Below are 22,111 nucleotides of genomic sequence, written 5' to 3' on the forward strand. Positions count from 1 at the left end.
GCGGTCTTACGGGGTGCAGCGGAACAAAACGGCGGGGTCTTCGGAGGGATCGATGCGCAGGCGCGTGCCGCCCCATTCCAGCATCCGACGCTCGCCGGTCACGAGATTCTCGATCATCCGAACGGGGCGCCTATCCTCGGGCGGGCCGATCTGCTGATCGCCGAAATGCAGCCAGAATTCGCGCGGGGCGCCGGTGAGCGAAATGGCGCCGGCAACGGCGTTGTCGCCTTTCACAGACTCCTTGATGAAGCCGATGACGTCGTCGCTGTCGACTTGCAAGAAACGAATATCGGCCGTCTGCAACAGCGCGGGGTTGCGCCGCCGTATCGTATTCAGGCGCTTGAGATAGTCCTTGATGTTGCCCGGCTTGTTCCAATCACGGGTCTTGATCTCGTATTTCTCGGAATTGAGGTACTCCTCGCGGCCGGGAATAGGCGCGTGTTCGATCAGTTCGAAGCCGTTGTAAATGCCGTAATTCGAGGACAACGTCGCGGCGAGGGCAGCGCGCGATTTGAACATCCACACTTCGCCGGTCTGGAGCTGGACCGGCAGGATGTCGGGCGTCGTGACGAAGAAGTTCGGTCGGAAGTAGTCGCGCTCGGGGTAGCCGGCAATCTCGCTCACATACTCCTGCAGTTCCTGCTTGTCCGTGCGCCAGGTGAAATAAGTGTAGGACTGCGAGAAGCCGAGCTTGGCCAGCGCCTTCATGACCTTCGGCCGCGTGAATGCTTCCGCCAGGAAGATTACGTCGGGTGAGCGCGTCCGAATTTCCCGGATCAGCCATTCCCAGAAGGGCAGTGGCTTGGTGTGGGGGTTATCGACGCGGAAGATGCGTACGCCGTGGCCGACCCAGAACAACAGGACGTCCCGAAGCGCTTCCCATAGCGCGATGCGGTCGGCGCACATGAAATCGGGGTTGACGATGTCCTCGTACTTCTTGGGCGGATTCTCCGCGAAGCGGATCGAGCCGTCCGGCCGGTAGCTGAACCATTCCGGATGATCCTTCAGCCAAGGATGATCCGGCGAGCATTGCACCGCGAAGTCCAGCGCGATCTCCATGCCGTGCTTGGCGCAGGTATCGACCAGACGCCGGAAGTCGTCGAGCGTGCCGAGCTCGGGATGCACGGCATCGTGGCCGCCGTGCTCGTTGCCGACGGCATAGAAGCTGCCCGGATCGCCGGGCAGGGCCTTCAAGGCATTGTTCCGGCCTTTGCGGTTGGTGTGCCCGATCGGATGGATCGGCGTGAGATAGAGGACGTCGAAGCCGAGCGCGGCAATTTCCGGCACACGTGCAATGCAGTCGTCGAAGGTTCCGTGCTGTCCGGTGACGCGGCCCTGGCTGCGCGGCACCATCTCGTACCAGGCGCTGGCCCGCGCGCGCTCGCGGTCGGCCACCAGCGGAACGATGTGACTGCGGGTGAGGTCGGGACGTGTCTCGCTCTTTTCAATCGCTGCCGCGACGACATCGTCGAGCAAGACAGCGGGGTCCTGTTTGGATGCGAATTTGCGCACCGCCGATTCGACGACCAGCCGCGCCTCTCGATCGTGCGGCATTAGCTCTACGAGGAGCTCATGGCCTTCGCGCGCCATGAGACCAACATCCTGCCCGGCTTCCTGCTTCAGCAGAAACTCTTTGCGCCAAGTGGCATAATGATCGGTCCAGGCTTCGATGGCGAACATGTACCAGCCGGGCACAGGCGGCGTGAATCGGCCGCGCCACCGGTCATTGCCGTGCGGCAGCATCGGTTCGCGATGCCAATTCTTATCTTGATCGGCGCGCCAAAGGAGGGCGGCGGCGAGGACATCATGACCTTCGCGAAAAATGTCAGCCCAGACGTCAACGGATTCGCCGGCAACGCGTTTAACCGGGTACCGGCCGCAATCGACACTCGGGAAGATATCCTCGATGCGAAAGCGCGGTCCGGTCGGATCGGTGGGAGACACCTCCCATGCCTCGTGGCGAGACGAATGCTCCATGCGTATCGCCGTACGCTCCGGTCCGAATTGTTTCATTGGTCTCTATTCTGGCTGGCCTCTGGGAAGAACCGAGTAAAGAGCCGAAAGTTCCATGCATTTGCTTTCTCCGCGCTCTCCTCGGCCACACACGAAAAGCGAAGAACATGAACGACTTGACTGCCTCGGCAGAGGCGTGGGGCATCGAGCCCGGCTATCATGATGTATTCGGCAATTGGCATCCGGCCGGCCCGCAAACGCTGCGTCGTTTGATTGAGGCTCTGTCGGCCGGGCGCGCCAAGCCGCCGCAGGTTGAATATCCGCTCTTGCCCGAGCATCCGATGCGGTGCTGGCAGGGCGATGGACGCCGTCTATGGGGACTTGCGGTTCAGCTTTACGCTCTGCGCTCGGCGCGCAACTGGGGACACGGCGATTTCACCGATCTCGCCAAGCTGATCGAGACGGCGGGCGCGATGGGCGCAGGCGCGATCGGTCTCAATCCGCTGCACGCGTTGTTTCCGGATCGGCCCGGTGCACCAAGCCCCTATGCGCCGAACAGCCGTCTCTTTCTCAATCCGTTCTACATCGACGTCGATGCGGTCCCGGAGTTTCCCGGCATCGAAGCGGCCGGGCTGACCGACGACTTGCGCCGCCTGCGCGAAAGCGAGCTGATCGACTACGACGGCGTGGCGCGCGCCAAACTGCATGCCTTGCAGCTTGCCTACGAGCAGTTTGCCAAGAAAGCTGCGAAGGAGCGGCGTTCCGATTTCGAGGCCTATCGGACGGAGCAAGGCGAGGCGCTGACGCGGTTCGCCTGCTTCGAAGTGCTGCGGCAATTGCACGCGCCGAAGCCGTGGTGGGACTGGCCGCAGCCGTGGAAAAACCCGGATCGCTCGGCTTTGGCGGAGTTTCGGCGGCAGCATCTCGGCGCCTGCGAGCTCCAGGAGTTCATGCAATGGACCGCCGACCGGCAGCTTGCCGCTTGCGTGAGCGCTGTACGCAAGGCCGGCATGCCAATCGGTCTCTATACCGACCTGGCCGTCGGCATCGACCCATCGGGCGCCGATGCGTGGAGCCGTCAGGACACGATCGTCGCATCGGTCTGTGTCGGCGCGCCGCCCGACGAATTCAATACCGCCGGACAGGACTGGGGGCTCGCGCCGTTCAATCCGATGACGCTGTCACAGGACGACTTCGCGCCGTTACGGCAGTTGATGCGCGCTGTGATGCGCCACGCCGGCGCGATCCGGCTCGACCACGTCATGGGCCTCAAGCGCATCTTTATGATCCCGCAAGGCATGGCCGCTTCAGAAGGAACCTACGTGCGCTATCCGTTCGAGCCGGTCTTACGGGTCATCGGCGAGGAAAGCTGCCGCCATCGATGCATGGTGGTCGGCGAAGATCTCGGCACAGTACCGGAGGGCTTCCGCGAGACGACGGCCAAATGGGGCATCTGGACCTATCGCGTGATGCTCTTCGAACGCGATGGCGACGGCCGGTTCAGGCCGCCCGAATATTATCCGACCGATGCGGTGGCGACCTTCAACACGCACGATTTGCCGAGCCTGCAGGGATGGCTGAGCGCGCACGATTTGCGCGTGAAGCGGGCGCTGGGCATCGATCCGGGAGAGACCGATGAGGCGCGCGTGCACGCTCAGAACATGCTGCGCGCCACTTTGTCAGCGCGCGCCGCAGGCGAGGCTGATGGGGTTCCGGCGGCGATCGCGTCCTTTCTCGGCGATACGCCCTCGAAGCTGGCTGTGATCGGTCTCGACGACGTCCTTGGCGAGATCGAACAGATCAACGTCCCTGGCACAACCGACGAGCATCCCAACTGGCGGCGCAAGCTGCCAGTCCCGGTCGAGCAACTGGCTGGTCACATGGGCTTGCAACGGGTGGCCCGCGCTTTCGCGCGGGCCGGCCGTAGCCACAAATCCTAGGTCGTCGGCACGTGCCAGATATCGCGGGCGTATTCGCGGATGGTGCGGTCGGATGAGAACCACGCCGTGCCGGCCGTGTTGAGGATGCTCATCCGCCACCAGTCGGCCGGCGTCTGCCAGAGATGGTCGACGGCGCGTTGCGTATCCCAATAGGCGTCGAAATCCGCCGCCACCATATAGCGGTCGTAATCTTCCAGCGCCCGGACGATCGGATGGTAGCGGGCTGGGTCGTCGGCTGAGAACATGCCGCTTTCCAGGCTTGCCAGCGCGGCCTTCAGGCGCGGCGAGGCATCGATTGCCTGCTGGCCCGGGAAATGCGCGCGTACCTTCTCTGCCACCTCCGGCGCCGTCATGCCGAAGATCATGACGTTGTCGATGCCGACGTATTCGCTGATCTCGATGTTGGCGCCATCGAGCGTGCCGATCGTAATGGCACCGTTGAGGGCGAGCTTCATGTTTCCGGTGCCAGAAGCCTCCATGCCGGCGGTGGAAATCTGTTCCGAGAGATCGGCTGCCGGCACGATGACCTCGGCGAGGCTGGCGCTGTAGTTCGGAACGAACACCACCTTCAGCCGGTCCTTCACCAGCGGATCGTTGTTCACGACGTGCGCGATGTCGTTGATGAGCTTGATGATCAACTTGGCGCGGTCGTAACTCGCCGCCGCCTTGCCGGCGAAGATCTTCACCCGGGGAACAGCATCGCGGTCGGGATGCGAACGGATCTCCTGATACAACGCAATGGTTTCCAGCGCGTTCAGAAGCTGGCGCTTATACTCGTGGATGCGTTTGATATGCACGTCGAACAGCGCGTGCGGATCGACACGGACGCCCGTCGCCTGCTGCATGACGGTCGCAAGCCGCGCCTTGTTGGTGAGGCGCGCGCGCCGGTAATGCTCGACAAAACCTGGTTCGTCGGCGATGCCACGGATCTCTTCGAGACAGCGGGGATCGTCGAGAAAGCGCTCGCCGAGCCGCTCCACCAGCAATTGCGTAAGCGGTTGATTGGCCTCGTACAGCCACCGCCTGAAGGTGATGCCGTTGGTCTTGTTGACCAGACGCGTCGGCGTGGTTTCGGCGAGATCGTGAAACACCGTCTTGCGTAGCAAATCGGTATGCAGGGCCGAGACGCCATTGACGCTCGCCGAGCCGAGGAAGGCGAGGTGCGCCATGCGCACGCGCTTCTCACCGCTCTCTTGGATGAGCGAGACGGACGCGAGAAGCGTCGGATCGGTCAGCCCGCGCTTCCCCGTTTCCTGCAGATGCAGCCAGTTGATCAGATAGATGATCTGGAGATGGCGGGGCAGCAGGCGGCCGAGCAGTTCGACCGTCCAGGTCTCCAACGCTTCCGGCAACAGCGTGTGATTGGTGTAGTTGAGCGTGCCCTTGGTGATGGTCCACGCTTTCTCCCAGGAGAAATCGTGCTCATCGACCAGAATGCGCATGAGTTCGGCGACGGCGATGGCCGGATGCGTGTCGTTCAGCTGCACCGCGGCCTGGTCAGGTAGCGTCTCGAGCGAGCCGAAGGCGGCAACATGGCGTTGTGTCAGGTCTTGCAGCGAAGCGGACGTGAAGAAGTATTCCTGCCGCAGCCGCAGTTCCTGGCCTTCGGGGGTGCTGTCATTGGGATAGAGGACGCGCGAAATTGCCTCGGCACGCGCACGCGCCGCGACGGCGCCGACATAGTCGCCCTGGTTGAAGGCCGCGAGTTGGACAGGGTGCGCGGCACGCGCCGACCACAACCGCAATGCGTTGACGTGACGTCCGCGCCAGCCGGCGATCGGCGTGTCGTAAGGCAGGGCCAGCACCGTCTCGGCCGGATACCAGATGGCGCGCGCGGTGGCGTCGTCGCCACCGACATATTCGACCGAGCCGCCAAAGCCGATCGAATATTCGGCGTTGGCGCGTGGGAATTCCCACGGATTGCCGCGCGCGAGCCAGTCCTCCGGTAATTCCTGCTGCCAGCCGTCGACGATGCGCTGTTCGAACAGGCCGTTCTCATAACGGATGCCGTAGCCAAACGCGGGAATGCTTAGCGCCGACATGCTGTCCATGAAACAGGCGGCGAGGCGGCCGAGGCCCCCATTGCCGAGCGCCGCATCCGGTTCGCAGCGGCGCAGATCGTCGAGTTCGACGCCGAGGCCGCGCAAGGCGCCGCGCGCGGCATCGACCAGCCGCAGATTGGTCAGCGTGTCGAATAACAGCCGGCCGATCAGGAACTCGATCGACAGGTAGTAGACGCGCTTCTTCTCCTGTTTGGCGATGCGCTCGTCGGTCTTCATCCAGATGTCGATGACGTGATCGCGTACCGCGAGGGCGGTCGCGCAGTACCAATCGTGATGCGATGCGCGATCGCGATTCTTACCCAGCACATAATGCAGCTTGGCCTGTATCGCTTCGCGCAACTGCGCCTCGTTGGCGGCGCGGTCGGAGATGCTGGATATGTGGGGCTTATGCTTCACTGTGGGCATGGACGTCATATGGTTGGGGCCTGACGGCGATAAATGATAATGGCGAGTTCCATCTAACTGGGCTGTCCCCTCGAAGCTGTAGTTTAGGGACGCTGTGTCACATGAAAACGGCCGTAGACGGCAAAATGCGATCACAAGACGTGACGCAATGAATCATCCACAACATGGCGTTATCATGCCGCATTGCCACATGGTCGTGCCGCGATGCAGTAGGCGTCCAGGCAGTAGACGTGCACACGACAGTGGCAGTTCCATGATGGAACTTTTCGTGCTTAGGGACCGATCGTCGCCTTAATTCGCTCGGCCGTCAGTGGAAGCTCCCGAATCCGCGTGCCGGCTGCATGAGCGATGGCGTTCGCAACAGCCGCCGCGGTGGGGCCCTGCGCCGCCTCACCCGTCCCAAGGAACCGCTCGGTTGGACGATCGATGACATGCACGGCGATGCTTTCGGGCACCAGCGGAAAGCGAATCATTGGAAAGCTCGACCAATCTCGGCTCGTAATTCCTTGTCGGTCGAAGGTGACAGCTTCGTACAGCGTCCAACTCGCCGATTGAACGATCGCGCCCTCGATCTGGTTGCGTATGCCATCGTGATTGACAGCGAGACCGCTGTCGACCGCGGCGACGACGCGGCCAAGTGTCACGGCGCCGCTTTCCCGGTCGACGTCGAGTTCGAGTGCGATCGCGCAATAGGCCGCGAGGTTCTTGTAGCGCGCGAAGGCAAAGCCATGGCCGCGTCCACGTGGCAGACTAGGGCGCGCTTTCCAATTGAATTCGGTCGCGGCTTTCTCGATCACGTCGCGCGCGCGCGGATCATCCAGATGCCGGAGCCGGAACTCGACAGGATCGGCATTGGCGGCCTCCGCGAGTTCATCCATGAAGCTCTCGATCGAGAAGATGTTGTGATACGCGCCCAATCCGCGCAAAGCCGATACGCGTAGCGGCATCTGTGGGATGAAGTGGCTGACGACACGCCCGTTGGGAACGGTGTAAAGCGGGATGGCATTGCGATCGCCGCCCCCTTCGGGTTGCGGGATCGGCTTCGGCGCCGGCTGAGGGAAAGGCTGCGCCAGATAAAGCGCGGCAAGCAGATTGCCGGCCGGTCCTTCGGGCCGGGTCGAATGCGTGTTGCTCCAGACATCATATTGCCAGGATACGAGCTTGCCCCCGGCGTCGAGCGTCGCCGACACTTCGGAGATCATGGCGGGGCCGAAGGGCTCCCAGCCATGCTCGTCCTCGCGCATCCACTGGACGCGGATCGGACGGCCGGGCGTCGCCCGCGCGATCAGGGCCGCATCGGCCGCAACGTCGTCGGCGGCATTGTGCCCGTAGCAGCCTGAGCCTTCGACTTGAACGCAGTGCACTTGTTCGCGCGGCATATGGAGCATGTCGGAGAGGGCGTTGCGCAGCGGATAGACGCCCTGCGTGTGCGTCCACACCGTGAGCTTGTCCCCTTCATAGAGTGCGACGGCGCAGGACGGCCCAATCGAGCCGTGCAGATGATAGGGGCGCCGATAGGCAGCCTTCAGCGTCCGGTAGCCCTGCCGGACCGGTGTGCCTTTGTTGAGGATCACGCTATCGTTCGAGGGCAAGGACTTGATGACGTCGAAGATGCCCGCGGGGTCGGGCAAGGCATCGCCCGGCTGCCATTGCGCTGTGGCGGACAAAGCCTGCATGGCCTCGATGGCCTGGAATTCACCCTCGGCAACGGCCGCGAGGAAGCTGCCGTCGCGCACGACCTTTACGAATCCGGGCATGCGCTCGACTGCGGCCGTATCGACCTTGGTCAGTTTCGCGCCATAGGCGGGCGGGCGCACCACGCGCGCGTGCAGCATGCCTTCGGGGCGCATATCCTGCACATACATCGGTGCGCCGGTAAGCTTGCCGGGAATGTCGACACGGTCGATGCGCTTGCCGATGATGGCGAAGGTCGTCGGATCCTTCAGCGGCGAATCAGGCTGCGCTGTCCGATGAAAGTCCTGGCCGGTCACAAGATCCTTATAGGAGACGCTGCGGCCGTCATCTGCGAGCACCGAGCCGGCTCGGGTCCGCAATTGACCCGTGGGCAGGTTGAGCCGCGCCGCCGCTAGATCGATGAGGATGCCGCGCACCTGCGCGGCGGCGTTCAAGATGGCCGTTCCGGAATCCTGCATCGAATGGCTGCCGGCTGTGTAGCCCTCATTGGGGGTGCGCTCAGTATCGGCGGTGATGAGCGTGATGGCGTGCAAGTCGACATCGAGCTCTTCTGCAGCGCATTGGATGAGCGCTGTCTTGATGCCCTGGCCCAATTCGGCCTTGCCGGTGAAGACGGTGATCTGTCCTTGTGCGTCGATGCCGATCCAGGAGTCGAGCATCGGCGAAGTGCGTAAACTGCCGGGTAATTGGGGCGCGGCTTGCGGTTCAACCGGCTTGTTCTGCGCATCTTGCGCGACGCTCCGCCGCATCAGCGCGAAGCTGACGACGACGGCGCCGCCCGTCTGCAGCAGGCGGCGGCGGCTCATCGGTGCGAAGGGGGCGTTCATTGCCGGGCCTCACGGGTGCCATTGAGGTCGGCGGTCATCGATTTGGCGGCGCGCCGCACCGCACGCAGAATGCGCATCTGCGTGCCGCAACGGCAGAGATTGGGCGCCATGTAGTCGCGAATTTGCGCATCGGTCGGGGCGGCGTTGTGCTCGAGCAGCGCCTGCGCGCGCATCATCATGCCGGGAATGCAGTAGCCACATTGCGCCGCTTGCTCTTCCATAAAGGCACGCTGCACGATGCCCGGCTTCTCCGCTGTGCCGAGCCCCTCGACGGTGCGGATGTAGCGGTTCTCCAGGACAGAGACGGGGGTGAGACAGGAGAAAACCGGCTCGTGATCGACAAGCACCGTGCAGGCGCCGCATTGACCGAGGCCGCAGCCGAATTTGGCAGCATTGAGCTTCAAATCGTTGCGGAGCACGTAGAGCAGAGGCGTCCGCGGATCGACGTCGACGTTGTGCATCGCGCCATTCACGTTGAGGGCGATCATGGGGCCTCCGCGCGCGGTTGCGGCTTCTGACGAAGCGTCGATAACGTCTTGTCGACACCGGGCCATGCCGGTTTGTCGCTGAAATGGCTGCGCACGTAGGCCGCCAGGGCGACGATCTGCGGATCGGTGAGCGTGCCCGAGAAGCCCGGCATCATCGGCCCGGCGGACCCCAGCGGCGGGTGGATGCCGTCGAGGACGATATGCAACAGGTTGGTCGGGTCCGGCGCGTGCACCACGCTGCTCAGGCCGAGCGCCACCGGTTTCGAAATCGGAAAGGTTCCGCCGGCATGGTGACAGGTCGCGCAGGCGCCGGCAAAGATCGCGGCGCCGGGCGAGGTGTCGCTCTCGGTCCTGCCGTCGGCGTGTGCGCCCGTGGTGGTGGCGGTCCCCCATAGCTTGACCTCGCGCTGCTGCGCGAAATCGAGCGCTACGCGTGCACGCTGAGCGCCTTGTGCTTCGTCTGCACCGCGGGATAGCGACGCAACATACGTCGCCATCGCGCGCACATCCTCATCCGGCAACTTGCGCAAGGCGCGGATGATGGGCTGCATCGGCCCCGCGGCGTAGCCGTGCTGGCTCGCGAAGCCTTGCCGCAAATACGCCTCGAGTTGCTCGGCCGTCCAGTGTACGGGCGCGGGCGAGGCGAGGTTGAGCGCGGGTGCGTGCCAGCCTTCGCCGACACCGCCGCCATAGGCTTCGCTCGTTTTCTCGGCGCCCAGGACATTGCGTGGCGTGTGACAGGCGCCACAGTGGCCGAGCCCTTCAACGAGATAGGCGCCGCGATTCCATTCTGCGCTTTGCTTGGGATCCGGTTGATAGGGGCCTGTGTGCAGGAAGAGCAGTTTCCAGGCCGCCGCCGACAATCGCCAGTTCAATAAGCCCATAAGCGCAGGCGGGCGATTTTCCTGCCGCACCGGCTCGCGTGTCATGAGAAATGAATACAGGGCCGAGATGTCGTTGTCGGTGATCTTGGTGAAGTGATCGTAGGGGAAGGCGGGGAAAAGATGATTGCCCTTGCGGTCGACGCCCGAGCGCATGGCACGGCGAAAGGCCGCTTCAGGCCAGGCGCCGATGCCGGTCTCCGGGTCGGGTGTGATGTTGCTGCCGTAGACGACGCCGAACGGCGTCTCGACCGGAAAACCACCGGCGTAAGGCTTGCCGCCCGGCTGCGTATGGCAGACCGCACAGTTACCGGCTGCGGCGAGCTGCGCGCCCTTTGCGATGGCGCCGGGATCGAAACGGGCCGCGCTGCTCCGCTCGGGCGGCATCTCGCTCTGATACGCCCAGGCATAAAACGCGGCGAAAGCCACGACGAAAACGGCGATCACGCCGGCGATGACGCGCATGGCGGTTCAGACCATCAGCTTCTCCAGCCGGATCGGCAAATCGCGCACGCGCACGCCCGTCGCATGATAGACGGCATTTGCGACAGCAGCCGCCGTGCCGACGTTGCCGAGCTCGCCGATACCTTTGACGCCGACCGGATTGACGAAGTCGTCCTTCTCCGGAACGAATATCACGTCCAGGTCACGGATGTCAGCATTCACTGGGATGAGGTACTCGGCGATATTGTCGTTGGTATAGCGTGCGTTGCGCCGGTCGATTTCGGTCGCCTCATGCAGCGCCGAGGAAATGCCCCAGATCATCGCGCCCATATATTGGCTGCGGGCCGTTCGCGGGTTGAGGATGCGTCCGGCTGCGAAGGCGCCGACGATGCGTGCGACGCGGATCTCTCGCGTACGCGCGTGGACGCGAACTTCGACGAACTCGGCGCCCAGCGCGTACATCAACTTTTCGCCGTGCGAGCCGCCGCCAAGCGTCGGTCTGCCCTTATAAAGTTGTGCCAGCGCGTCGGGCTTGCCGCCCGGCGGAATGAACTCGGCGTACTCCTCGATGGCGCCGACATGAAGCCGCTCAAAAGCGGCGGAGAGATCGGGGGCGCGGCTGTTGTCGCCGCTGCCCGTCGTGCCCGATGCATGCGACAGCTTATCCAGGATTGCATCGCAAGCCTTGACGACCACAGAGCAGCAGCTCGCCGACTGATTGGAGCCGCCGGCGACCGGAGAGGGCGGCAGGCTGCTGTCGCCCGTTTCGACCGTGACGGCGGACACCGGGATCCCAAGACGTTCAGCGGCTACCTGCGCGACGATCGTGTTGATGCCGACGCCGATCTCGTGCGCCGCGATCTGCACATGGGCATGGCCATTGGCGTTCAAGCGAACGCGCGCGGAGGAGGCGCCCACATGCGTGGGATATACCGCCGAGGCGCAGCCCCAACCGACAAGCCACTCGCCGTCCCGCATGGAGCCGGGTTGGGCATTGCGTTTGTCCCAGCCAAAGGCCTTGGCGGCCTCGTCATAGCATTTCATCAGCGATCGGCTCGACCACTGCTTGCCGGTGGCGTCGACCATGCCGTCATTGCGGCGGCGCAGTTCGATCGGGTCCATGTTGAGCTTGACGGCCAATTCGTCCATCGCGCTTTCCAGCGCATAGATATACGGAACGACCGGCGGCGAACGCATGAAGCCCGGCGTGTTGCGGTCCGCATGAACCAACGTCACGCGGGTTTTGACGGCACCGAAGCTATAGAGCCGCGCGCTGTCTTCGACGCCGGCCACGGAATAGGGATCGGGCCGCGAGGTGATTTCCCAGCCTTCGTGCGAAAAGCCGGTGATCTTGCCGTCGTTTTCCGCACCGATACGGATACGATGACGGGTCTCGGCGCGATAGGTCTGCACGCTGAACCCTTGATCGCGGGTCACGACCAATTTGACGGGCCGGTTGAGCTTACGCGCCGCCGCCGCGACAAACCCGGTGCGAGGCGAAAACTGCGCTTTCGAGCCGAAGGCACCCCCGACAAACGGGCTCACCACGTGAACTTTCTCGGGATCGATGCCGAGCTTCTGAGCCAGCGTGTTCTTCAGGCCATAGACGAATTGGCTGGGCTCGTACACCGTCAGTTCGCCATCACGCCAGACGCATGTGGTCGTGAACAACTCGATCGGGTTGTGATGATGCGTCGGCGTGCCGTAACGCACGTCGATCGACACCGGCGCCGCCGCGATGGCCGCATCGGCACCGCCCGCCTGCGGCAGCTTCTTGGCGCGCTCCTCGACTTTGGACGGCTCTTCCTCGGTGAGGCCGGCCGCATCGAAGGTGCCGCTGGGCTTCCCCTCGGTGTAGGCAATCTTGGCCCGATAGGCGGCTTCGCGCGCCGCCTCGTAGGTGTCCGCAACCACCATGCCGATGATCTGGCCGTCGAAATGAATGTCCGGCCCCATCTCTTGCATCGAGGAGATCGAGCCGCCACCGCCCGGCGCGAACGGTACTTCGTTCAACTTGCCGATGGTCTCGTGCGTGAAGATATCGAGCACGCCCGGAACGGCGATGGAGTCGCCGAGGTCAATGCTGGCGATGCGGCCTTTGGAGATCGCGCTGGTGATGAGAAACGCATAGGCCGGATTGGCGACAGCGAAATCGGACGGATAGCGGGCTTCGCCGGTCACCTTGAGGCGGCCATCGATGCGGGGCTCCGGGTTCCCCATGTTTTCCTTCGGCTGCGGCGCGGCGCGGCTCATGTCAGATCTCCATTGCAGCGGCTTCGCGCAACGCGCGCATCAGGGTTTGGCGCCCGAGTTCGACCTTGAACTTGTTGTCACCGCGCGGCTTGGATTCGGCGTAAGCGGTATTGGCGGCGGCCTGCAGGACGCCGTCGGTCAGCGTTTGGCCCTTGATGGCCTCTTCGGCCGTGCGCGCCCGCCACGGCAGAGCGCTCACCCCGCCGAGCGCGATGCGGGCCTCCCGCACCGTGTCGCCGTCCATGTCGAGTGCGACTGCGGCGGAGGCTAGGGCGAATTCATACGACTCGCGGTCGCGGACCTTCAGATAGAGCGAACGCTTGGCAAAGGGCGCCGGCGGCACGACGAAAGCGGTGATCAGTTCGCCTGGCTGGAGAGTCGTTTCGATATGCGGCGTATCGCCCGGCGCCTTGTGCAGCTTTGCGAAAGGAATTGTGCGCGAACCGTTCGGCCCGGCGATGTCGACCACCGCCTCGAGCGCGATGAGCGCATGGGCGAAATCGCCGGCATAAGTAGCGATACATTGGTCGCTGACGCCGAGGATCGCGTGCATCCGGTTTACGCCGTCCATCGCGGCGCAGCCTGCTCCCGGATTGCGCTTATTACAGGTGGTGTAAGACGTGTCGCGAAAATAGCTGCAGCGCGTACGCTGAAGCACATTGCCGCCCAGGGATGCCATGTTTCGAATCTGAGCGCTGGCGGCCAGCATCAGGGACTGAGCGATGACGGGATAGGCCTGCTTCACGTCCGGGTGGTCGGCCGCCTCGGCCATCCGCGCCATGGCGCCGAGCCAGAGCCCTTTCGAGCCGAGTTGGATATTTCCGGATGGCGTGCGGGACAGACCATTGATGTCGGTGACATTCTCCGGCCGCATAACGTCGATGCGCATGAGGTCCATGAGGTTCGTGCCACCGTCCAGATACTGGCTGCGTGCGAAAACCGATGGTTCGTTCTTGTCGATGGAAGCTTGCGCCTGCTGGGCCGCGATCGCGGCGCTGGCATTATCCGCGCGGGTGTAATGAAAGGGGCGCATGGCTCAGGCCTTCTGCATCTTCGTCTTGGCGTCGTTCACCGCGTCGACGATGTTTGGATAGGCGGCGCAACGGCATAGATTGCCGCTCATGTACTCGCGGATCTCGGCGTCGCTACCCGCGTGGCCTTCGTTCACGCAGCCGATGGCGGACATGATCTGTCCCGGCGTGCAATAGCCGCATTGGAAAGCATCGTGATCGATGAACGCCTGCTGCATCGGATGCAAAGTGCCATCGGCAGAGGAGAGGCCTTCGATGGTGGTGATGTCACGGCCTTCCGCGGCGGCCGCGAGGGTAAGGCACGAAAGATGACGTTTGCCGTCGACCAGCACAGTGCAAGCGCCGCATTGTCCCTGGTCGCAGCCTTTCTTGGTGCCGGTCAATCCGGCGTGCTCGCGCAAGGCGTCGAGCAGGCTCGTGCGGATATCCAACGCGAGCTGCTGGTCGCGGCCGTTGATGCGCAATGTGACCCGCAGCGGTTCACGCGCAGTGTCTTTGGTCAGCGGAGGCGTTGCGGCATCGGCTCGTTGCCGCTCGAGCAGGGTCAAAGTCATGGTCGAGACCATTGTTGAGGCGAGGAAAGCGCGCCGGCTGGCGCCGCTTTTTTGGCTGGGCGAAGAATTCATGATGTGCCTGGGCTCCAATGGGTTCCCGAGGTCGCAAGGAGGCGGTGCGGTAAGCTGGGCTCGTTGGGAGGAAAGTCGCCAGCCAGAGGGGAGTTCCTGGCGCGCACGTTAAAATTAGAACGGCTTCACAAAGCACATGGAACTTGCGGCAAAATGCTGCGCAAGAATGACAAAATGAAAAAGCGGCGCGCCTTCCGACCAGAGGCGCGCCGCTTTGTCTATTACACTGGAATTACGTCGCTTGGCGGACGCTCGGCCCGGGCCGAGCGCTCGTTGTGTGTCAGCGACCTTGGTAGGCCGGTGTGTGCACGACGAGGCCGTCGAGTTCTTCCGTCACCTTGATCTGGCAGCACAGGCGCGAGGTCGGCTTCACTTCGAAGGCGGCGTCCAGCATCTGCTCTTCATCGGCATGCGGCGGGCCGACGATGCCGCTCCACGCGTCGTCGACATGGACCAGGCAGGTAGCGCAGGTGCAGCCACCGCCGCATTCGGCGACGATGCTGGAGACGTCATTGCGTAGCGCCGTCTCCATGACGGTCGCGCCGATTTCGGCATCGACCGTGTGAACCGTGCCGTCATGTTCAACGAAGGTGATCTTGGGCATCTCTCGTTTCCGCTTGGCGTTAGCCGGCACCGCTTATGCGACGCCGAGTTTCTTCTGCAGGTTGGTAGAGGAGGTGGTGTACTGAAACACGAGGCGCTTATCGGGGTAGATGTAGTGGTGTGCCTTCTGCGCCATCAGCGCGCCTTCGTGGAAGCCGGACAGGATGAGCTTCAGTTTGCCCGGATAAGTGTTGATGTCGCCGATGGCGAAGATGCCGGGGATGTTGGTTTCGAACGTGCTCATGTCGACCGGGATGAGCTCGTCTTCCATCTTCAGCCCCCAGTCGGCGACCGGGCCGAGTTTCATCGTCAGGCCGAAGAAGGGCAGCATGGCGTCGCAATCGATGCGCGCCGTGGTGCCGTCGTTACCCTTGATCGACAGCGCGGTGAGTTGGCCGTCGCCGCCCTCGAGCGCCGCCACTTGGCCGATCTTCAGGTCCATCTTGCCGTCGGCAACCAGCGCTCGCATTTTGTTGACGCTGTCGGGCGCGCCGCGGAAGTCGTCGCGGCGATGAATGAGCGTCAGCTTCTTGGCGAGCGGCTGGAGATTGAGCGTCCAATCGAGGGCCGAGTCGCCGCCGCCGACAATCACGAGGTTCTTGTCGCGGAACGCCTCCATCTTGCGCACGGCATAGTGCACCGACTTGCTCTCATAGGGCTCGATGCCGGCGATCGGGGGGCGCTTGGGCTGGAACGAGCCGCCACCGGCCGCGATCACCACCACCTTGCACTCAAAGGTCTTACCGGCGTCGGTGCCGACACGGAATTGCGCGTCGCCGAGCTTTTCGACCGTCGTCACCATCTCGCCGAGATGGAAGGTCGGATGGAACGGCTTGATCTGCTCCATCAGCCCTTCACTGAGGCCGTGGCCGGTAACCATCGGGATTCCGGGGATGTCGTAGATCGGCTTTTCGGGATAGAGCTCGGCACACTGGCCGCCGACCTTGTCGAGGATGTCGATGAGGTGGGCTTTGATGTCCAGAAGGCCCAGTTCGAACACGGCGAAAAGACCGACGGGCCCCGCGCCGATGATGACAACGTCGGTCTTGATCGTCTCTGTCATTCGTTCCCTCCGGCCCGGGCCGGCTCCCGCTTCGCTTGTGTTGCTGATTACGCCGATCTGGCGCGCATGCGATTATCGGGAACCGCGATCTGGCGCAACAGTTCGCCCAGATTCTGCTCCGGCGACTTGCCGGTGGTGGTCAGGACGACCTCAGCCTTGGCGTAGAGCGGCTCCCGGCTTTTCAGGATCGAGACCAGGTCCTGCATGGAACGGGCGCTGTTGGCCATCGGCCGCATATCGCCCTGAGCCATGACGCGCCGCATATGCTCTTCCGGTTCGGCGCGCACCCACACCGTCATACAGGAGGCCAGCAGCCGCTCCAGCGTACCGGGATCGGTAACGATGCTGCCGCTCGTCGCCATGACGAATTGCGGGTGTTCGCGCAGGATCGCGTCGAAGGCCTCTCGCTCGGCGCGGCGGAACGTCTCCTGGCCGAACATATCGAAGAGTTCGCTCAGGCTGGCGCCGCTGCGCCGCTCGATTTCGCGGTCGAGTTCGATGAAGGGAATGCCAAGACGCTCGGCGAGCAATTTGCCGAGCGTCGATTTGCCGCCGCCACGCAGGCCGATCAACGCGATGCGGCGGTTGCGATCGGCGGGCTCCGGCTCGCGGAAGCGCTCGCTCAGCAAGGCCCGCGCATCGGCAAGTTCGGCAGGCGACAGGCGTTCGAGGAACTGCGACAGCAGCACCAGGTCGAGCGGCGGCTCCGGGCCGTCATGCACGAGCTGGGTCACCGGCAGGCCGATGGCACGCGCGATCCGCCGCAGCAGCACGATCGAGCAGTTGCCTTTGCCGATTTCCATTTGCGCCAGGTAGCGCTCGGACACGCGCGCGTGCTGCGCCAGGGCTTTGCGCGTCATGCCGCGCTGGCTGCGCAGGACGCGCACACGTTCGCCAAGGCGGCGCAGGTAAGCGTCGCTGTCGCGGGCGGGAAGGGGTTTGACGCGGTCGTTGGTCATACGGATGATCGACATGAAATATAATGCCGAACACACTATGGGCTATTGCTGCGGGCTTTGCAACCGCCGGCGCGTCGCAACGTCAATAAAATGCCCGTATTTCTGATGTGTTATGGTGCGTTGCAGCATATGAAAATGTGCTGCGGGCGTTGCGCTGTCTTGCGGCCGCCACAAGCTGGTGCTACGGAAGTGCACAATAATGCATAGGGAGAAGCGGGCCGGCCCAAGCGAACGGTTCCGTTTTATGGTTCATGACCTTCATCGACTTCCAGACCGAGCCCACCCGCTACCGCCACTGGCGCCTCGAGTTCGATGGAGACATCGCTTACCTGATTATGGACGTCGATCCGGCCGGCGGTCTGGCCGAGGGCTATGAACTCAAGCTCAATTCCTACGATCTCGGCGTCGATATCGAACTGAACGATGCCGTACAGCGGCTACGCTTCGAACACCCGGAAGTGCGCGCAGTCGTTATCAAGTCCGGCAAGGACAATGTGTTCTGCGCCGGCGCCAATATCCGCATGCTCGGCAAGTCGACCCACGGCCACAAGGTGAACTTCTGCAAGTTCACCAACGAGACGCGCCTGTCGATCGAGGATGCGTCTGAGCACTCCAAGCAGACCTATATCTGCGCCATTAACGGCAACGCCGCCGGCGGCGGCTATGAGCTGGCACTCGCCGCCGATCACATCATGCTGGTGGACGACCGCCGCTCGGCGGTGGCGCTGCCGGAGACGCCGTTGCTCGCGGTGCTGCCAGGCACCGGCGGCCTCACGCGCGTCACCGACAAGCGCAAGGTGCGCCGCGATCGCGCCGACGTGTTCTGCTCGATCGAGGAGGGCATTCGCGGCACCAAGGCGGTCGAGTGGAAGCTGGTCGACGAGGTCGTGCCGAATTCCAAGTGGAAAGATGCAGTTGCCGCACGCGCGAAGGAGATCGCCGCGCGCTCGGATCGCCCGACGGATGCAAAGGGCATCAAATTCAATCCGCTCGCCCGTAAGATCGAAGGCGACCGCGTCTCGTATCCGAACGTCACGGTCGAGATCGACCGCGCGCGGGGCCTCGCCAACGTCACCGTGAAGGGCCCGTCGCAGCCGGTACCGGCTTCGGCCGACGCCGCGCAGGCGCTCGGCGATGCGTTCTGGCCGCTGGCGGTGGCGCGTGAGTTGGAAGACGCGATCCTGCATCTGCGCGCCAACGAGGCGGCGATCGCCGTGGTGCTGCTGCGCACCGAGGGCAACGCGCAGGGCGTGCTCGATCACGATGCGTTCCTGGCCAAGTCGCAGGACCACTGGCTGATGCGCGAAATCCGTCATTATTTGAAGCGCACCCTCAAGCGTATCGATGTGACGCCGAAGAGCTTCGTCGCGCTGATCGAGCCGGGCTCGTGCTTCGCCGGCACCTTGGCCGAGTTGGCCTTCGCCGCGGATCGTTCGCTGATGCTGATCGGCACGCGGGAAGGCGACAACCGTCAGCCAGCCGCGATCACGCTCGGCGAGGCTAATTTTGGCGCGTATCCGATGGGTAACGGCCTGACCCGCCTCGAAACGCGCTTCTTGGGCGAGCCGGAAACGCTGGAGGCCGCCAAGGCCAAGATCGGCGTCGCGGTGGAAGGCGAGGAGGCTGTTGAACTCGGTCTCGTCACGCTGGGGCTCGAAGACTTCGACTGGGACGACGAGCTGCGCGTGATGTTGGAAGAGCGCGCAAGCTTCTCGCCGGATGCGCTCACCGGCATGGAAGCCAATCTGCGCTTCGCCGGCCCGGAGACGATGGAGACCAAGATCTTCGGCCGTCTGACCGCGTGGCAGAACTGGATCTTCCAGCGCCCGAACGCAATCGGCGAGCAAGGTGCGCTCAAGCTCTACGGCACCGGCGTGTCGCCGACCTACGCAAGAGACCGGGTCTAAGGCCCGCGAGAAAAAGAGAGGAACACCCCATGGCACTCGGTGCAGTCGACTACGACGGCCTTATCCCGAACAACGTCGCGCTCGGCGATGATCCGCGCGTCAAGCGCGCGTTGGAGAAGTGGCACCCCGGTTATATCGACTGGTGGAAGGATATGGGGCCGGAAGGTTTTCAGGAGTCGCTTGTCTATTTGCGCACGGCGGTGAGCGTCGATCCGAAGGGCTGGGCCAAGTTCGATTACGTCAAGATGCCGGAATATCGCTGGGGCGTGCTGCTCGCGCCGCAGGCGCCGGGCCGCAAGATTGCCTTCGGACGCCACAAGGGCGAGGACGCCTGGCAGGAGGTGCCCGGCGAATATCGCGCCATGTTGCGCCGCCTGGTGGTGATCCAAGGCGACACGGAGCCGGCTTCGGTCGAGCAGCAGCGTCATCTCGGCAAGACCGCGCCTTCGCTCTACGACCTGCGCAACCTGTTCCAGGTCAATGTCGAGGAAGGTCGCCATCTCTGGGCGATGGTCTATTTGCTGCAGAAGTATTTCGGCACCGACGGCCGCGACGAGGCGGAAGCCTTGCTCGAGCGCCGGTCGGGCGATCCCGACACGCCGCGCATGCTGGGCGCCTTCAACGAGAAGACGCCGGACTGGCTGTCCTTCTTCATGTTCACGTACTTCACCGACCGTGACGGCAAGATGCAGCTCGAGGCCCTGGCGCAGTCCGGCTTCGATCCCTTGTCGCGCACCTGCCGCTTCATGCTGACGGAAGAAGCGCACCACATGTTCGTCGGCGAGACGGGCGTGACGCGTGTCATCCAGCGCACCTGCGAGGCGATGAAGGAGGCCGGCATCACCGATCCCTACGACATCGAGAAGGTGCGTAAGCTCGGTGTCATCGACCTGCCGACCATTCAGAAGAAGGCGAACCTGCATTTCTCGCTGACGCTCGATCTGTTCGGCAACGAGATCTCGACCAACGCGGCCAACGCGTTCCACGCGGGCCTCAAGGGGCGCTTCCGCGAGGATCGGCTCAAGGACGACCATCAACTCGAGAGCGGCACCTATCCCGTCCTGCGTCTGATCGACGGCAAGATCCAAAACGAGGACGCGCCGGCGCTATCCGCGCTCAACATGCGGCTGCGCGACGATTATGTCGGCGACGCCAATGTCGGCGTCGGCCGCTGGAACAAGGTGATCGAGAGCTTCGGCATTCCGTTCGAGATCAAGCTGCCGCACGTGGCTTTCCATCGCCACATCGGCGAGTTCTCGAACATCAAGACGGATATCGAGGGCAATCCGCTGAACGACGCCGACTGGAAGAGCAAGCGCGACGACTATCTGCCGAACAGTGCCGACAAGGACTTCATCGAAAGCCTGATGCAGCCGCAGTACGAGACCGGCAAGTTCGCCTCGTGGATCGCCCCGCCGAAGGTCGGCATCGACAACAAGCCGGGCGAATTCGAGTACGTGAAGATCGCCTGATCGCCGCCCGCGTGAGGCGGCTGAATTTGCGCCCTCTCCCCTTGCGGGAGAGGGCGACCGCAGCTTTTCAACGTAATGAATGGGTGAGGGGGCGGACCCCTCACCCATCTATATGCGTGGAAGGTCTCTCAATGCCCTCTCCCGCAAGGGGAGAGGGCGCAATTACAAGCGCCGTCAGCTAAACTTCGCGATCACCTCGGCTGGGATCTCACCCGCGCGCATCTTGTCTGGATCGTCCGCGCGCGGCATCGCCCAGACGCGCGTTTCCTCGCCCTCGATGGCGAGTTCGCCGTTGATCGTCACTTTGTGCTCGACCACGAAGCTCGATCTGCGGAATTCCTTAACGCGCGAGGCGATCTCGATGGTGTCGCCGAACTTCGCGGGCTTCATGAAGTTCGCCTTCACATCCACCAGCGCGATGCCGAGCAAGCCGTATGTGGCGTTGATTTGCGGCACAGCGACACCGAGCACCTCGGCGATCATCGCCCAGGTGTTGGTGTCGAACATATGGAAGAAGCGCGGATTGAAGACGATACCGGCGGGATCGCAGTCGCCCCAGGAGACGAAGACGGGGCGGCGGTAGGTGAAGGACGTCACGGCTGGCCAATCTCCCAAGACTTTACCGTCAAAGAGCCCGCCCAACGATTAAAGTCAACGGCGGTATCTCTACCGTTTGTCCCCGCGAAAGCGGGGACCCAGCTCTGAGTCAGCGCTGGATTCCCGCTTTCGCGGGAATGAGCGGAGCATGAGCGAGCCCGCGAACAATACTCTACTGTCGTGTCTTGCTTTTTGATCGCTTCTTCCTCGGATCCGGCCACTCGACCACCTCCTGCGACAGCAGCTCCACCTTGGTCGAGCGCATGCGCTTGCGCATGGCCGCCGGCGGTGCGACCGGCACATGGGGCGACAGGTCGAGGTCGAGCAGCAGCCAGTCGAGATCCTCTTCGACGATGAGCCAGCGTTCCGGTTTGTAACGGGCAAGCGAGAACGGCCGCGAATAGGCCATCATCGATTTCTTGCCGCCGGGCAGGCAGTATTCGTGGGCATAGCTCATCGCGAGCTCGCGCCAGCTCTTATAGATCGGATCGCGCCAGCGCAGGATCGCGTGATTGGTCTTGCTGATTGCGCCCCACAGCCCGCGCTCCTTGAACAATGTGATGACATGGTCGTGGTCGCTCGGCAGGGACTGGATGTCCATGAGCCACGTTTCTTTGCCATGAAAGGCAAGCACTGCGGCGGCGAAGAAGGCGCCTTCCGTGCAATGGGCCATCTTCATCTTCAACATTCGCCGTGGCGACATGGCCGTGTCGCCGTATTCGCCGAAGTTGATCGGCGTCTTGTCGAGGAAGCTCTGGATCTTCTGCGGCGTGTCGAGCCGCGCGAACAGACGGTGTTCGGCGGGGGTGAGCAGGGCGCGGAGGGATTTTCGGTAGGCGGGACGGGTCATAGACCGCAGGCGCGTGGTTAAGCGGAAGTGCCTATTTCGCACGGTTGACGGGCC

General features: G+C 63.3%; 16 protein-coding genes. 3 read left to right on the forward strand and 13 right to left on the reverse strand.

Annotated elements, in window-relative coordinates:
* Positions 1-6 precede the first annotated feature (6 nt).
* Entirely contained in the window at positions 7-1,977 is a 1,971-nt protein-coding gene (locus tag DW352_RS26055) for an alpha-1,4-glucan--maltose-1-phosphate maltosyltransferase (RefSeq protein ID WP_115694065.1), read from the reverse strand.
* A gap of 143 nt (positions 1,978-2,120) precedes the next feature.
* Here DW352_RS26055 and malQ point away from each other — a divergent pair, with 143 nt between their 5' ends.
* Complete coding sequence (gene malQ / locus DW352_RS26060; protein ID WP_162827210.1) at positions 2,121-3,893, forward strand: 4-alpha-glucanotransferase; 1,773 nt, start codon at positions 2,121-2,123, stop codon at positions 3,891-3,893.
* On the opposite strand, the gene DW352_RS26065 is transcribed toward malQ, so the two are convergent.
* The 10 genes from DW352_RS26065 to DW352_RS26110 all read right to left on the reverse strand — a co-directional run bounded on the left by DW352_RS26065 (position 3,890) and on the right by DW352_RS26110 (position 17,246).
* Positions 3,890-6,361, reverse strand: a complete 2,472-nt coding sequence (locus DW352_RS26065) for a glycogen/starch/alpha-glucan phosphorylase (RefSeq protein ID WP_245434255.1) — start codon at positions 6,359-6,361, stop codon at positions 3,890-3,892. The genes malQ and DW352_RS26065 overlap by 4 nt on opposite strands.
* A 272-nt stretch (positions 6,362-6,633) precedes the next feature.
* Positions 6,634-8,883, reverse strand: a complete 2,250-nt coding sequence (locus tag DW352_RS26070; RefSeq protein ID WP_115694067.1) for a xanthine dehydrogenase family protein molybdopterin-binding subunit — start codon at positions 8,881-8,883, stop codon at positions 6,634-6,636.
* Complete coding sequence (locus DW352_RS26075; RefSeq protein WP_115694068.1) at positions 8,880-9,371, reverse strand: (2Fe-2S)-binding protein; 492 nt, start codon at positions 9,369-9,371, stop codon at positions 8,880-8,882. The genes DW352_RS26070 and DW352_RS26075 overlap by 4 nt, the downstream gene beginning before the upstream one ends.
* Positions 9,368-10,717: a cytochrome c gene (locus DW352_RS26080; RefSeq protein ID WP_115694069.1), complete on the reverse strand. Its 1,350-nt coding sequence runs from the start codon at positions 10,715-10,717 to the stop codon at positions 9,368-9,370. The genes DW352_RS26075 and DW352_RS26080 overlap by 4 nt, the downstream gene beginning before the upstream one ends.
* Before the next feature lie 6 nt (positions 10,718-10,723).
* Positions 10,724-12,949 (reverse strand): xanthine dehydrogenase family protein molybdopterin-binding subunit, encoded by a 2,226-nt coding sequence (locus DW352_RS26085; protein ID WP_115694070.1) that lies wholly within the window; start codon positions 12,947-12,949, stop codon positions 10,724-10,726.
* A gap of 1 nt (position 12,950) precedes the next feature.
* Positions 12,951-13,982: an FAD binding domain-containing protein gene (locus tag DW352_RS26090; RefSeq protein WP_115694071.1), complete on the reverse strand. Its 1,032-nt coding sequence runs from the start codon at positions 13,980-13,982 to the stop codon at positions 12,951-12,953.
* Between the two features lie 3 nt (positions 13,983-13,985).
* Positions 13,986-14,534, reverse strand: a complete 549-nt coding sequence (locus DW352_RS26095) for a (2Fe-2S)-binding protein (protein ID WP_245434256.1) — start codon at positions 14,532-14,534, stop codon at positions 13,986-13,988.
* 352 nt (positions 14,535-14,886) lie between these two features.
* On the reverse strand, positions 14,887-15,210 hold the full coding sequence (locus DW352_RS26100; protein WP_115694073.1) for a 2Fe-2S iron-sulfur cluster-binding protein: 324 nt from the start codon (positions 15,208-15,210) through the stop codon (positions 14,887-14,889).
* A gap of 33 nt (positions 15,211-15,243) precedes the next feature.
* A complete protein-coding gene (locus DW352_RS26105; protein WP_115694074.1) occupies positions 15,244-16,272 on the reverse strand; it encodes an NAD(P)/FAD-dependent oxidoreductase in 1,029 nt (342 codons plus the stop codon).
* Positions 16,273-16,319: 47 nt separating this feature from the next.
* Positions 16,320-17,246, reverse strand: coding sequence for a helix-turn-helix transcriptional regulator (locus DW352_RS26110; RefSeq protein WP_210209898.1), 927 nt, complete (start codon positions 17,244-17,246; stop codon positions 16,320-16,322).
* 236 nt (positions 17,247-17,482) lie between these two features.
* Here DW352_RS26110 and boxC point away from each other — a divergent pair, with 236 nt between their 5' ends.
* On the forward strand, positions 17,483-19,138 hold the full coding sequence (gene boxC, locus DW352_RS26115; protein WP_115694075.1) for a 2,3-epoxybenzoyl-CoA dihydrolase: 1,656 nt from the start codon (positions 17,483-17,485) through the stop codon (positions 19,136-19,138).
* 29 nt (positions 19,139-19,167) lie between these two features.
* Positions 19,168-20,610, forward strand: a complete 1,443-nt coding sequence (boxB, locus tag DW352_RS26120) for a benzoyl-CoA 2,3-epoxidase subunit BoxB (RefSeq protein WP_115694076.1) — start codon at positions 19,168-19,170, stop codon at positions 20,608-20,610.
* 174 nt (positions 20,611-20,784) lie between these two features.
* Here the strand turns inward: boxB and DW352_RS26125 are convergent, their stop codons facing one another.
* Both DW352_RS26125 and DW352_RS26130 read right to left on the reverse strand, forming a co-directional pair.
* Positions 20,785-21,207, reverse strand: coding sequence for an acyl-CoA thioesterase (locus DW352_RS26125; protein WP_115694077.1), 423 nt, complete (start codon positions 21,205-21,207; stop codon positions 20,785-20,787).
* Positions 21,208-21,379: 172 nt separating this feature from the next.
* Positions 21,380-22,057 (reverse strand): hypothetical protein, encoded by a 678-nt coding sequence (locus DW352_RS26130; RefSeq protein ID WP_115694078.1) that lies wholly within the window; start codon positions 22,055-22,057, stop codon positions 21,380-21,382.
* Positions 22,058-22,111: the final 54 nt, after the last annotated feature.

It is taken from the genome of Pseudolabrys taiwanensis, from assembly GCF_003367395.1.
In the GTDB taxonomy this organism is placed as follows: domain Bacteria; phylum Pseudomonadota; class Alphaproteobacteria; order Rhizobiales; family Xanthobacteraceae; genus Pseudolabrys; species Pseudolabrys taiwanensis.